Origin of the sequence: Corynebacterium sp. LK14 (genome assembly GCF_008042215.1) — a bacterium.
GTDB lineage: Bacteria > Actinomycetota > Actinomycetes > Mycobacteriales > Mycobacteriaceae > Corynebacterium > Corynebacterium striatum.
This window is the reverse complement of sequence record NZ_NOVQ01000009.1, coordinates 108,217-120,839: the sequence shown is the minus strand read 5'-3', so window position 1 is coordinate 120,839 and position 12,623 is coordinate 108,217. Positions and strand designations below refer to the sequence as shown.

Genomic DNA, 12,623 nt, shown 5'->3' with positions numbered 1-12,623 from the left:
TCCGTGCCAGCTTACTCGCCGGCCAGAATTTCGCTTACATAGCGTGCAACAGCAGAGACCTTGGAGATTGTTCCCGAGTAGTCCATATACGTGGGCCCCACCACGCCAAGGCCGCCGAGTGTTTCACGTCCAGCGCCGTACGCAGTCGCGACCACGGAGGCCTGCCGCAGCTGATCCTCTTCGTTTTCCTCGCCAATCACCACAGAGACGTTGCCCAAATCCGGCACGCGGGCCAAAAGCTTCAACACCACGACTTGCTCTTCAAGGGCCTCGATGAGCGAGGGCAGCCCCTCCGGGAAATCTCGCGCTATCCGCGTGAGATTAGAGGTACCCGCCAGAATCAGGCGGTCGGAGGGACGCTCCACCAGTGTTTCGATGAGAGTCGTGGCCGCATTGAGCACGTGCGGGCGGATATCCGGCGGGGAGGTCTCGACGAGGCTGGCAAGTTCCACCGAGGCGTCGGTTAGCGTCTTGCCCTCCAGTGCGTTGTTGAGAACGTCGCGCAGGCGCGTGGTCTGTATTGGGTCAATGATGCTGTCCAGCTCGACGTTGCGCTGATCGACGCGCCCGTTATCCGTGATGAGCACCAACAACAGGCGCACTGGCGACAGCGCCACGACCTCGCAGTGCTTGACGCACGAGACCTTGAGCTTGGGCATCTGCACCACCGCTGCCTGCTTGGTCACCTGCGCCAGCAGCTGCACGCTGCGGCGCAGGACGTCCTCCAAGTCGACGCCGCCTTCCAAGAAGGTCAGCATGGCGCGACGCTCGGAAGCAGACAGAGGTTTTACGTCGTGCAACGAATCGACGAACTGGCGGTAACCTTTCTGCGTGGGCACGCGCCCGGAGCTGGTGTGCTCGTGAGCAATCAGCCCCTCCGATTCCAACACCGCCATATCGTTGCGGATGGTGGCAGAGGAAACGCCCAGCTGATAACGCTCCAGCAGGGATTTGGACCCCACGGGTTCCTGGGAGGCAATATAGTCCGCCACAATGGCGCGCAATACCTCGCGGCGGCGAGCATCAGTGGAATTGGACATGCGCCCTATGTTACCTACCTTCACTGTGGCCTTTAAGGTGGCCTTTAAGCTTCCTCGGCAACCAACATGTCGGTGATGATGCCGTCTGCCAACAGGCGCCCTGGCTTGGTCAAGCACAGCCGATCGCCGGCTCGCTGCAGCAGCCCGCAGGAGATGTAGTCCGCGATGACCGGCTCCGCGCCGCTGCCCAGCCAGTCAGCCGGAATGCCCTCGCGCAGGCGCAGGCCGAGCATGATCTTCTCCATGTGCCGCTCGGCGTCGGTAAGCGTCTCGCGTTCCTTCACCGGCAGCTCGCCGCGGCCCAGCATCTCGTTGTAGCGGCGCGGCAGCTTTACGTTGTAAAAGCGCTCGTTGCCCAGGTGCGAGTGTGCGCCAGGCCCCGCACCCCACCAGTTGCCGTCCACCCAGTAGATGCGGTTGTGCTGACACTCCCCGCCGGGCTTGGCCCAGTTGGAGACCTCGTACCACTCGAAGCCTTCCGCTTCGAGCGCTGCGGAGATCGTCTCATAGCGCCTTGCCAGCACGTCCTCGTCGGGCGCGGGCAACAGCCCCTTGTTGACCTTGCGCGCCATGCGGGTGCCATCTTCCACGATGAGCGAGTAGGCGCTGACGTGATCCACGCCGGTCTCCAGCACGCGATTCAGGGTAAGGCGCACGTCGTCGTCGGTTTCGGTGGGCGTGCCATAAATCATGTCGAGGTTGACGTGCGTAAAGCCCGCCTCCTTGGCCTCGCGGGCGGCGTCGAACGCGCGGCCCGGGGTGTGCGCGCGCTCCAGCACTTGGAGCACGCTTGACGACGCCGACTGCATCCCCAACGACACCCTCGTAAAGCCCGCTTCCAGCAGGCCCTCGAAGTACTCGGGGCTCGTGGACTCCGGGTTGGACTCCGTGGTCACCTCGGCGCCAGGCGCCAAGCCAAAGGTCTCCTTGACACGGCCCAGGATGCGGCCGAGCCCCTGCGCTCCCAGCATGCTTGGGGTGCCGCCGCCGATGAACACGGTCTCGGCCGGCCTGCCTACCTGCTGCGCGGCCATCCCCAGCTCGCGTTCCAAGGCGTCGAGGTACTCTGCGGTCAGGTCGCCGCCCAATTCGCCTGGCGTATAGGTGTTGAAATCGCAATAACCGCAGCGCGAGGAGCAGAATGGGACATGGATATAAAGGCCAAAGGGAGCGGTCATGTCTTAAACCCTAGCGCGACGGGGAACTAATTAGACCACCGCGCCGTTTAAGCATGTAGTCTATTCAGCAGTTTCTCACAAATAGAAAGGCACCTTCAGTGGAACCTCCGAGTCGATGTCCCCGCCTCAAAGATTGGCAGGCGGGGTAGGCCATGTTGCAAGCAATCCTTTTAATCCTTGCGGGATTTGTGGTAATTGGCCTGATTATCGTCGCGAATGCGTACTTCGTTGCGCAGGAATTTTCATTCATGTCCGTGGACCGCACGCAGTTGCGATCGAAGGCCGCCGAGGGGGATAAAACCGCAGCTAGAGCGCTGCACATCACCCAACGCACGTCCTTCATGCTCTCCGGCGCGCAGCTGGGTATCACCATCACCGGCCTGTTGATCGGTTACGTGGCAGAACCCCTTGTGGGCCGTGGTTTGGGCGAGCTGCTTGGCGACGCCGGCGTTCCCGTCGCCGTCTCCGTCACCATCGGTACGGTGGCCGCACTGTTTATCTCCACCATTGCCACAATGCTCTTTGCGGAGCTCTTCCCCAAGAACTACACCATCGCAGCACCGATGAAGACCGCCCTGTGGCTGTCCACCTCCACCATGTGGTACCTGCGCATTTTCGGCTGGCTCATCCACTTTTTCGAGTACTCCTCGAATGCCATCCTGAAGCTTTTCGGCATCGAGCCGGTAGAGGACGTTGACTCATCTGCCACCACCGATGACCTCGAATCCATCGTGGATGCTTCCCACGAGGCCGGCGAGCTGGACGAGGCCACCTACTTGGTCCTCGACCGCCTGCTGGACTTCCCAGAACACGACGTGGGACACGCGATGATTCCGCGTTCCCGCGTTGACGTCATCGATCCGGAGACCACCATTGGCGAAGTCCGCGAGATGATGTCCGTGAACCACACCCGCTACCCCATCATCGACGACGAGCACAACCCCATCGGCGTGGTCCACCTCTTCGACGTATTGGGCACGCAGCTTCCCGACGCCACCACAGCCACCGCGGTCATGCAGGAACCCGTTGTGGTTCCGGAGCTCATGCCGCTTCCCGACGTCGTGAACGAACTGCGCGACGCCAGCGAAAAGCTCGCCTGCGTCATCGACGAATATGGCGGCTTTGTGGGCATCGTGACGATGGAGGACCTCGCGGAGGAAATCCTGGGCGACGTCACCGACGAGCACGACTTGGAAGAGACCGAGGAAATTACCGAGCAGGATGACTCCCACTGGTTGGTCGACGGCGATACACCAATCGACGAGATCGAGCGCGCCATTGGCCACGACTTGCCGGAAGGCGACTTCGAGACCGTGGCCGGCCTGCTGATTTCCCACTCCGGCGCGCTGCCTGAGGAGGGCGAGGAGTACACGATTGAACTCGAGGCGGAACCGGATGACTGGGTAGAGCGCGACGATGCCCCAGTGCGAAAGCTGCACATGCGCGTCGAGGAGATTGACCGCCACGTGCCGTCTACCTTAGCGCTGGAGCTGATTGAGGAATACCCCGACGGACACGAGCCAGAAGAGGAGGAAGCATAATGACTGAAACTTGGTGGTTTAACGTCATCGTCACGCTGCTCATCATCGCGGCCTCAGCCTTCTTCGTCATTATCGAATTCTCCCTGTTGGGTGCGCGCCGCAACCGCTTGGAGGAAACCGCTGAGTCTTCCCGCGCCTCGCGTGCGGGCCTGCGCTCGCTCAACGAGCTGACCATCATGTTGGCCGGCGCCCAGCTGGGTATTACGGCCGCGACCTTCGTGTTGGGTGCCGTGACCAAGCCGTGGGTTCACCACCTTCTGATGCACCCGTTGGAGGCTGCCGGCCTACCGCTGGGCGTGGCCGACGTGGTCTCCTTCATCTTGGCCCTGTTCGTGGTCACCTTCCTCCACTTGGTCATCGGCGAGATGGCCCCGAAGTCCTGGGCTATTACCCACCCAGAGACGGCCCTGCAGCTCATTGCTGTGCCAGCCCGCGGCTTCATTTGGCTCTTCCGCCCGCTGCTGAAGTGGATCAACTCCATGGCAAACAAGATGGTCATCTGGGCTGGCGAAGAGCCCGTCGACCGCGCTGGCGCCGCCGGCTACGACGCCGAGACCCTGCGCCACTTGGTGGAGCACTCCCGCGAGACCGGCACGCTTGACGACGACTCCGCGAACCAAATCACCGGCGTCATCGAGCTCGAGGCCTCCACCGTGGGTGCGCTGGCCCGTGAGCTCGGCTCGCAGGTTGTCCCGCTGCCATCCGACTCCACCGTGGCCGACCTACATGACTTGGTGCGCCGCAAGTCCATCATGCGCGTGCTGGTCTTCCCTAAGGATTCCCGCGTCCCGCGCATCGTGCACGTTCGCGATACCTTGCTAGCCGAACCCGAAACCCCAGTCCTCGAATTCTCCCGCCCGGCGCTCACCGTGTCCTCGACGCTGACCGTCCAGAAGACGCTGGACCACATGCGCGCTCGCAACGAGCAACTCGTGGCCGTGGGCAAGGCCGACAAGGACAAGGCGATGTGGATCCTGACCTGGGACGACATCATGGGTCAGCTGTGGCCTCAGATTACCGAGCAGCTCGACCAGGTGACTCCGGGCCCACAGGTCTAGCGTTTAGCCCCGAAATACCCAGATCTGAAAGCCGAAACCCTGAGGTCGTGATCGCGGCGTCGTCAAGCGCAGCGGATCGCGACCTCAAGGTCTGCATTTCCAGGGCTGGGTTTGTGGAAAAGCGCCTCAACGCCCTCCCCCAAGCCGCCTTTTGTTGACGTACACAACAAGTTATCCACAGCTTTAGAAACTGGGGCTAGCGCCAGCGTCACAACGCGCGCGAAGCTAAGCCCATGACGCTTTTAGAAACACTTCACCGCACCAAGCCCCACGTCCACGAAGAAGTCAAGACCGGCTCACTCCTACAACTAGCACCCCGCATGGCCGTCGACCGAGACGCCTACCTCGCACTCAGCGCCTGCGAACGCAAGCGCCTCGAGTGCATCGCCGTCGCGCGCAGCTCCTATTCCGCAGTCCTCATTAGTAAGTCCGCCGCCCGCCTCCACGACCTCTGGCTCTTGCCCACCGACTCCGCCAAGGAGCCCGTCGAACTCGCGCTGCCCGGGCGCAGTTTGCCCCGCCACAACCGCAATGCTCCTGGCCGCCACTACCGCAAGACCACAGTGGGAACGCCACTTAGCATTGACGGCGCGCGGGTGGTCACGATGGAACGCGCGGTCGTTGACGTCGCTCGCTACCACGGCTTCCACCCCGGCCTGATCGCAGCAGATTCAGCCCTGCGCATGGGCACCACGAAGCAAGCGCTGCGCGACGCCCTAGCGAGCCTCGGCCGCGTGCATGGCGCAGCAGTCGTACGCCGCGTCATCGACGCCGCCAGCAGCCTGCCCCGCTCCCCCTATGAATCATCAGCCCGCGCTCTTATCCTTGACGCAGGCATTGCCGCAGTTCCACGCACGCACGTGGCCCCAGGAATCGAGGCGGAGCTGCTCGTCGGGGGCAAGATCATCATCGAGGTCGCACACCACGGCGTCTTCCAGCGACGCGCCCAGCGCACGGAGTACCTACGCGCGCTGGGTTTCCGGGTGCTGCAGTTTACGCCGGAGCAACTGCTGGCCGAGCCGGAGTCTTTGCTCAAAGCGCTGCGTATGGTGCTGCGTGCGAAAGCTCAGGTCGCCTAAAGGAAGGAGAAAAGACAAACACCGCCGAAAGAGGGATTCGGCGGTGTTGCTGTCTCCTTGTGTGTTGGCAACAAGGAAGTCTATTTCTGGCACTGTCTACGCGGCCTACGCGGTGGTCGCAGCCTGGCGGGCGGCCTCACGTTTGGCACGCACGCGGGCGACTACCGCGTTGATGCGAGCACGCTCCTCGAGGAAAGGCGGCGAGTTGCGGCCGCGCATCGTACGGACATAAGCCGGGTGGGCCTCCACAACCGTGTGGCGCCAAGCCTGAACCGCGATGAGCGTGGACTCGCCTGCACGCTTGTAGAGGTGCGGCAGCGAAATCATGTCCAGGTTGCGGGCCACGGCGTCGGTTTGATCGAGGACGTAGTCCACCAGCTCGCGCAGGTAAGCCGCCACGGCTTCGGTGCGGCCGCGCAGCGTGGCAGCGAGCTCGGAGACCACGATGGTCGGAGAATCGATGGCGAACTGCTCGTCGAGGCTGCGCGCGGTGAGCTGCTCTGGCTCGGCGATGTCGTTGTTGCCGGAAGCGGCAGCGGAAATGGTGCCGGAGCGGACTCCGGAGACCAGCGCGTGGCGCAGCCCGATGAGCTCACCTACGCAGCGGCCGGAATCGACGCGGGCGTCCTCGACGATGTCGCCGAGCTCTGCCAAGCAGTCGAGTGCAAGTTCATCGTCCCAGTCCTCAATCGCTTCGATGAGGTGCTCGATGTACTCAACTACTTCGTCGCCGATGTTGTAAATCTCTTGGGTCAGCTCGCGGTGACGTAGCTCGGCGGCGATTTTGTGCATGCCGGTCCTTTCCGCAAACTAACCTCTAGTTGAGGTTGAGACTTTCTGTAACGAGTGCTGACTTTATTCCAGATCCTGTGAAGGATCTGCGCGACACTCCGAACAAATTCACAGACTTGATTTTGCGGGACCGACAAGCGGTAGGAACCGGAGCTAATTCTTGATGGAGTAGATCTGGTCAATGGCAGCCGCATAACGCTGCGCCACCACGTAACGCTTGACCTTCATGGTCGGGGTCAGCTCATTGTCTTCCTCAGTCAGGTCAGACTCCAAGATGAAGAACTTCTTGATGGCCTCCGCATGAGAAACGGTGGTGTTGACCTGGTTGATGGCGTCCTGAATCTCGGCGCGCAAGGTGGCGTCGGTAGCCACTTCCTTCATCGTGCGGTTGGCCGGGATGTTGTGCTCAGCCTTCCACCGCTTCAAAGCGTCCTCGTCCAGGGTAAGCAGCACTCCAATGAACGGCTTGCCGTCACCGACCACCATTGCCTGGGAGATAAGCGGGTGCGCACGCAGCATGTCTTCCATTGGGCCAGGCGAGACGTTCTTGCCGCCCGCGGTCACGATGAGGTCCTTCTTGCGGCCCGTAATCACCACGTGGCCAGAGTCCATGATTTCGCCCAAGTCACCGGTGTTGTACCAGCCGTCCTCGAGAGACTCTGCGGTGGCCTCCGGGTTGTTCCAGTACCCCTTGAACACGATGTCACCCTTGATGAGGATTTCGCCGTCATCATTGACGCGGATGGTGGTGCCCTCCAGCGGTGGGCCCACGGTACCGATCTTTTGGTTCTCAAAGTCCACGGCTGCCGCCGCGGCGACCTCGGTTAGGCCGTAGCCCTCATAAATCGTCACGCCGATTCCACGGAACCAGTGCAGCAGGTCATGGCTCATCGCCGAACCACCGGTGATGCAGTACTTCACCTCGCCGCCCATCGCTTCACGGATGGTGGAGTACACCAGTCGGTCAAAGAGCTTGTGCTTTGCACGCAGCACGCGGTCTGGCCCCTCCGCTGTGTCCAACGCACGCGAGTACTCGATGGCCACTTTCTCCGACTCGCGGAAGATGGCCCCCTTGACGGCTCCGCCATCTTTAGCCTTGGCAGCGGCTCCGTTGCGCACCTTTTCAAACACGCGAGGCACGCCCAGGATGAGGTTGGGGCGGGAGCGCTGGAACTCGATGGTGATGGTGCTGAAGTCAGACCAGTGATTCTGCGAAGCACCGCTCATGGCAACGGCCAGGGATACTGCGCGTGCCAGCACGTGGGCCAGCGGCAGGAAGGTCAGAACGTGGTTGCCTGGAACTGCAATGCCGCCAATCGGGTTGGTCAGCAGACCCAAGGTCTCAGCCAGCCAGTTGCGGTGGGTCAGCATGCAGCCCTTCGGGCGGCCGGTGGTACCGGATGTGTAAACCAGCGAGGCAAGGTCGTCGGTCTTGGTGGCAGCAATGCGCGCATCGACGACGTCGTTAGAAAGCTCGCGGCCCTCAAACATCAAGGTATCGATGGCCGAGGAGTTGATCTCCAAGATGCGGCGCAGCTGCGAAGGCGAATTCTTCAGCGCCGGCTTGCCGTCATCCTGCAGCTTCAGGTGCGCCACCAGCTCGGAGTGCTCGCGAGACTCGGTGATGGCCAGGACAGCGCCGGAGTCCTCCACGATCCACTGGATCTGGGACAGTGAAGAAGACGGGTAGATCGGCACCGAAGCCGCACCAGCAGCCCAGATAGCGAAATCCAGCAGCGACCACTCGTAACGGGTGTTCGACAGCAAGACCACGCGATCCCCCTGCTCCACGCCGGCGGCGATAAGGCCCTTTGCCACTGCGTAGACCTCTTCGACGAACTGCTTGGCAGTGACGTTAACCCACTCATAGCTGGCCGGGCGGGTAAACATCACGCCGTGTGGGCGCGCCTTCGCCGTGGCCATCATGCGGGTCAGACAGGTTTCGCCGTCTTCGATTTCAAACTTCGCAGGAGTGTGCGCTTCTTGCAGTGTCACGGGTGTCCTTTCGCACAGCTAGGTAATTCCAGCCCACTCTACCAACCGATCCCCAGGCACGCGCTGTTAAGCCATGGCAGAATGTGGCGTTGTGACTACCCGTGAACTGCTCGAAGAACTAGCTCAGCGCCATGGCGTTGCCAGCTCGTATTCCTCCCAATCCGGCTACCCCATTCATGTAACGGATGAAACTATTACCTATACCCTGCGCGCTTTGGGCGTCAGCGTAGAGGACCGCGCCGACGAGTCTCGCCTGACTTCACTGCTCTACGAGGACTACCTCGAGCGCTCCTCCCGCCCGCTACCCCCGTGCGTGGTGAGCAAGCAGGGCGTCGAGAAGCAGTTCGACGTCCACGTGCATGCCGGCCAACCGGTGGATATCCACATTGAGCTCGAAGAAGGCGGCACGCGCGAGGTCTACCAGGACCCCAACGACGCGCCAACTGCCAACGTCGCCGGTACCCACTGGGGCGAGGCCACCTTTCACATCCCAGGTGATCTGCCGCTGGGCTTCCACGAGATCCACATGTCCTCCCCGGAGATCGGGTCCTACTCTTGCCCGCTCATCATCACCCCGGCGCGGCTGACCACCGCGGACCCCTACCTGGACAAGCCGGCAGCCGGCGTCATGGCGCAACTGTATTCGGTGCGCTCTGCGCAGTCCTGGGGGATCGGTGACTTCCACGACCTGGGCAGCCTCGCGGAGACCTTGGCACCGTATTCCGACTTCCTGCTTATCAACCCGCTGCATGCCGCAGAGCCACTGCCGCCAGTGGAGGATTCGCCGTACCTGCCCGCCACCCGCCGCTTCATCAATCCGCTCTACCTCCACATCGAGGACATCCCGGAGCTGTCGCAGCTAGACCCGGTCCTGCAGGACGACGTCCGCGAGCTCGCCGCCGAGTTCCGCGAGCGCAACCGCAGCGCCGACGAAATCGAGCGCGACACAATTTTCGAGGCCAAGCTGCAGGTACTCAAGGAGCTCTTCTCCCTCAACTTCACCCCGCAGCGCCAGAACGAGTTCGCGGAGTACCAGCGCAGCGAGGGCGAGGGTTTAAGCGCTTTCGCTCTATGGTGCGCGGAGCAGGAGTTGGCGCGCCGCACCGGCCAGCGCCATGCCATCGAGGAAGAAGCCAGCGACCTTGCCCAGTTCTACGCTTGGCTGCAGTTCCTGTGCGACGAGCAGCTGGCCGCCGCGCAGCGCCGCGCCAAGGAGGCGGGAATGCGCATCGGCTTGGTCACCGACCTTGCCGTGGGCGTGCACCCTGGCGGCGCGGATGCCATCAACCTCGCTGAGTACCTCGTGCCGCAGAGCTCCGTGGGCGCTCCCCCGGATGACTACAACCAGCAGGGCCAGGACTGGTCCCAGCCGCCGTGGCACCCGGTGCGCTTGGCGGAGTCTGGCTACCGCCCGTGGCGCGAGATGCTGCAGACCATCCTGCGTCACTCCGGTGGCGTGCGCGTGGACCACATCTTGGGCTTGTTCCGCCTGTTCTGGATTCCGCGTATGACCTCGCCACTCAACGGCACCTACGTCTATTACGACCATGAGGCCATGCTCGGTGTTCTCGCTCTCGAGGCAGAGCGTGCCGGCGCGGTGCTCGTGGGCGAGGACCTGGGCACGCTGGAGCCATGGGTACAGGATGCGCTGGCTGCGACCGGCGTGCTGGGCACCTCCATCGTGTGGTTCGAGCGCTCCGAGGACAACGAGTCTCCGCTTCTGCAGCAGGAGTACCGCCGCCTAGCGCTTTCCTCTGTGGGCACGCACGATCTTCCGCCGACCTTGGCTTACCTGCGCGGCGATCACATCTCGCTGCGCGCTCGCTTGGGCGTGCTCACTCGCTCTGTGGTGGAGGAAGAGGCCGACGACCGCGAGTGGCAGGCCCGCGTGTTGGACCAGGTGGCGGCGGCCGGTCTCCTGCCGCAGCGCGACTTCCGCACGGCACAGCGCAGCGACCGCGGCAGTGAGGCGGATCTGGTGGTGGCTTTGCACAAGTACGTCGCGGGAACCCCCTCCGCGCTGACGTGCACGAGCCTGGTGGACATGGTGGGTGACGTGCGCGCGCAGAACCAGCCAGGCACCACGAAGGACCTCTACCCTAACTGGTGCATTCCGCTTTGCGACGCCGCCGGGACCCCCATCCTCATCGAGGACCTAGCGGGCAACGAGCTGTTCCAGCGCGTGGCTGAGGCCAGCGCTAGGTAAACAAACCGATAAGCGCCACCACGACGACGAGCGCGATCATCGCCCACAGGGTCAGACTCACGCGTGACTTGGGCAGGGCGCGCTTGCGCGGGGCGGCAGGGACGGTGCGTTCTGGGTCCCAGAGCCCTTCGCGCGGATCGTCGTGCCGCGGTTGTTCTGGCGTTGACATGGTTTACTACCTTAGCGCGTGGAGTCGCTTTTCTGGATTTCAGACCCCGTTGCGGCCCCACGGAAGCGGGGGCGGCCCACGAAATCGATGACGAACATCAGGCACCACGCCGCGATGGCCAGAAGCGGAACGGCGATGACGATGAGCACGGATATCTGCACCCACACGGGCGCTTGCACCATGGCTTGCGAGAGCACGCCAGTAAGATTTGTCCACCATTCCATAAGGCGAGATTCTAGCCCAGTTCGCTGCCCGGTAGTCTGACGGGTATGTCTAGCACGCCAGTTCATGTCTCCTGCCCCGCCGGCACCATCACCGGCTACACCGAGGGCGACGTCAACTATTTCCACTCCGTGGATTACTCCCTCATCCCGGGCGATTTTGAGAACGCAGTAAAGCTCAACGCCGCCCGCGACCTAGACGCACGCACGCCGCGTCCCGACGCCGTGGCGCTGACAATCACCGCGCCCCAGCAGGCCACTGACGCGCCGGTGTTGGTCTACATCCACGGCGGCCGCTACGAGAACGGCACCCATGAGGATTCCCGCGTGGAGGGCACCGCCAATGCGCGCGCCGGCATCATCCAGGTCCAAGTCGGCTACCGCGTGGGCCTGCAGGGCTTCGCGCAGTTCCACGACGATGAGTCCTTCCGCTTCCGCGGCATCGACGATTGCCAGCTGGCGCTGGAGTGGATTCAGAGCAATATCGAGTCCTTCGGCGGCGACCCCACAAACGTCACCGTCATCGGCCAGTCCGCCGGCGCCACCACCGCCCTGTGGCTGATGCGCCGCGACCACTACAAGGGTGCTTTCCGCCGCGTGGTGGCGCTGTCGCCCGCGTTACCAAGCAGCGACTTCGAGTCGCGCAAAGCCACGCTGCGCCAGGCAATGGGCGAGCCCATTACTCGCGCGTCGTTGTCCTCCCTGCCTGCGGACAAGATCGAGGCGGGCTACGCCAAATTTGCCAAGAAGTACCGGTATGGCATGGCATTGGGCCCCTCGCCTTTCGACGCTCGCGAGCTTGCCGACGTCCCGCTCGTCGTTGCCTCTACACGCGACGAGTTCTATGGTCTTACGGCCACTCAAAAGGCAGACTCCACCCCGCTGCGCAACGTCATCGCGCGCTACTTAGCTCCAAAGTTTGACTTCCCCCGTGGCACGGTTGCGCCGTGGCTGCAGGTGGCCAACTACATCGATAAGCAGCGTCCGCTTGGGCGCATGGTGGGCGACGCTGTTATCCGCCGGTGGGTTGCCCAAGCGGCTGCCGACGCCCCCGGACAGACCTGGATGATTGAGTTCACCGGCAGCCAGCGCCCCGCGCAGCACTGCGACGAGCTCAAGCCCATGTTTGGAGTGAAGAAGCCAGGCAACCGCCTCAACAGCTGGCTCCAGGAATTTGCGCGCACTGGCACCACCAACATCCCCGAGTACCGCCCCGATCACGCTATCTGGGAGTACGACCTCGACAGCGAGGAAAATCGAGTGGCGTACGCCAGCCTCGACTACGTTGCGGCAGCCTTTTCCGAAGACACCCACGCAGGCGGTCTGCTCTAAGAATTACAAAAC

11 protein-coding genes are annotated in these 12,623 nt (G+C 62.8%); 5 read left to right on the top strand and 6 right to left on the bottom strand.

Annotated features, from left to right (window positions below):
- Nucleotides 1-11: 11 nt before the first annotated feature.
- Both hrcA and hemW read right to left on the bottom strand, forming a co-directional pair.
- Nucleotides 12-1,040, bottom strand: a complete 1,029-nt coding sequence (gene hrcA, locus CHU71_RS03845) for a heat-inducible transcriptional repressor HrcA (protein WP_147760223.1) — start codon at nt 1,038-1,040, stop codon at nt 12-14.
- A gap of 44 nt (nt 1,041-1,084) precedes the next feature.
- Nucleotides 1,085-2,218: a radical SAM family heme chaperone HemW gene (hemW, locus tag CHU71_RS03840; protein ID WP_147760222.1), complete on the bottom strand. Its 1,134-nt coding sequence runs from the start codon at nt 2,216-2,218 to the stop codon at nt 1,085-1,087.
- Nucleotides 2,219-2,370: 152 nt separating this feature from the next.
- On the opposite strand from hemW, the gene CHU71_RS03835 reads away from it, so the two are divergent.
- From CHU71_RS03835 to CHU71_RS03825, 3 genes are all read left to right on the top strand, one after another.
- Nucleotides 2,371-3,759: a hemolysin family protein gene (locus tag CHU71_RS03835; RefSeq protein ID WP_147760221.1), complete on the top strand. Its 1,389-nt coding sequence runs from the start codon at nt 2,371-2,373 to the stop codon at nt 3,757-3,759.
- Nucleotides 3,759-4,817: a CNNM domain-containing protein gene (locus tag CHU71_RS03830; protein ID WP_147760220.1), complete on the top strand. Its 1,059-nt coding sequence runs from the start codon at nt 3,759-3,761 to the stop codon at nt 4,815-4,817. The genes CHU71_RS03835 and CHU71_RS03830 overlap by 1 nt, the downstream gene beginning before the upstream one ends.
- Before the next feature lie 233 nt (nt 4,818-5,050).
- Nucleotides 5,051-5,896 carry a DUF559 domain-containing protein gene (locus CHU71_RS03825; RefSeq protein ID WP_147760219.1) on the top strand — a complete coding sequence of 282 codons (846 nt, stop codon included), beginning with the start codon at nt 5,051-5,053 and terminating at the stop codon, nt 5,894-5,896.
- Between the two features lie 105 nt (nt 5,897-6,001).
- Here the strand turns inward: CHU71_RS03825 and CHU71_RS03820 are convergent, their stop codons facing one another.
- Together CHU71_RS03820 and CHU71_RS03815 are read right to left on the bottom strand one after the other, a co-directional pair.
- Nucleotides 6,002-6,688, bottom strand: a complete 687-nt coding sequence (locus CHU71_RS03820) for a hypothetical protein (protein WP_147760218.1) — start codon at nt 6,686-6,688, stop codon at nt 6,002-6,004.
- A 153-nt stretch (nt 6,689-6,841) separates the two neighbouring features.
- Nucleotides 6,842-8,683: a long-chain fatty acid--CoA ligase gene (locus CHU71_RS03815; RefSeq protein WP_147760217.1), complete on the bottom strand. Its 1,842-nt coding sequence runs from the start codon at nt 8,681-8,683 to the stop codon at nt 6,842-6,844.
- Nucleotides 8,684-8,774: 91 nt separating this feature from the next.
- Here CHU71_RS03815 and malQ point away from each other — a divergent pair, with 91 nt between their 5' ends.
- Nucleotides 8,775-10,889 (top strand): 4-alpha-glucanotransferase, encoded by a 2,115-nt coding sequence (gene malQ, locus CHU71_RS03810; protein WP_255456387.1) that lies wholly within the window; start codon nt 8,775-8,777, stop codon nt 10,887-10,889.
- On the opposite strand, the gene CHU71_RS12765 is transcribed toward malQ, so the two are convergent.
- A complete protein-coding gene (locus CHU71_RS12765) occupies nt 10,882-11,058 on the bottom strand; it encodes a hypothetical protein (RefSeq protein WP_005528392.1) in 177 nt (58 codons plus the stop codon). The genes malQ and CHU71_RS12765 overlap by 8 nt on opposite strands.
- An 11-nt stretch (nt 11,059-11,069) precedes the next feature.
- Nucleotides 11,070-11,282: a hypothetical protein gene (locus CHU71_RS03805; RefSeq protein ID WP_147760215.1), complete on the bottom strand. Its 213-nt coding sequence runs from the start codon at nt 11,280-11,282 to the stop codon at nt 11,070-11,072.
- Between the two features lie 45 nt (nt 11,283-11,327).
- Between CHU71_RS03805 and CHU71_RS03800 the strand changes: the two genes are divergently transcribed.
- Nucleotides 11,328-12,611: a carboxylesterase family protein gene (locus CHU71_RS03800; RefSeq protein ID WP_147760214.1), complete on the top strand. Its 1,284-nt coding sequence runs from the start codon at nt 11,328-11,330 to the stop codon at nt 12,609-12,611.
- The last annotated feature ends 12 nt before the right edge of the window (nt 12,612-12,623 follow it).

Bases quoted from the DNA above. Each gene is read 5' to 3' on its own strand.
- CHU71_RS03805 (WP_147760215.1), bottom strand. From the start codon at position 11,282: ATGGAATGGTGGACAAATCTTACTGGCGTGCTCTCGCAAGCCATGGTG.
- CHU71_RS12765 (WP_005528392.1), bottom strand. From the start codon at position 11,058: ATGTCAACGCCAGAACAACCGCGGCACGACGATCCGCGCGAAGGGCTC.
- CHU71_RS03835 (WP_147760221.1), top strand. From the start codon at position 2,371: ATGTTGCAAGCAATCCTTTTAATCCTTGCGGGATTTGTGGTAATTGGC.
- hrcA (WP_147760223.1), bottom strand. From the start codon at position 1,040: ATGTCCAATTCCACTGATGCTCGCCGCCGCGAGGTATTGCGCGCCATT.
- hemW (WP_147760222.1), bottom strand. From the start codon at position 2,218: ATGACCGCTCCCTTTGGCCTTTATATCCATGTCCCATTCTGCTCCTCG.
- CHU71_RS03820 (WP_147760218.1), bottom strand. From the start codon at position 6,688: ATGCACAAAATCGCCGCCGAGCTACGTCACCGCGAGCTGACCCAAGAG.
- CHU71_RS03830 (WP_147760220.1), top strand. From the start codon at position 3,759: ATGACTGAAACTTGGTGGTTTAACGTCATCGTCACGCTGCTCATCATC.
- CHU71_RS03800 (WP_147760214.1), top strand. From the start codon at position 11,328: ATGTCTAGCACGCCAGTTCATGTCTCCTGCCCCGCCGGCACCATCACC.
- CHU71_RS03825 (WP_147760219.1), top strand. From the start codon at position 5,051: ATGACGCTTTTAGAAACACTTCACCGCACCAAGCCCCACGTCCACGAA.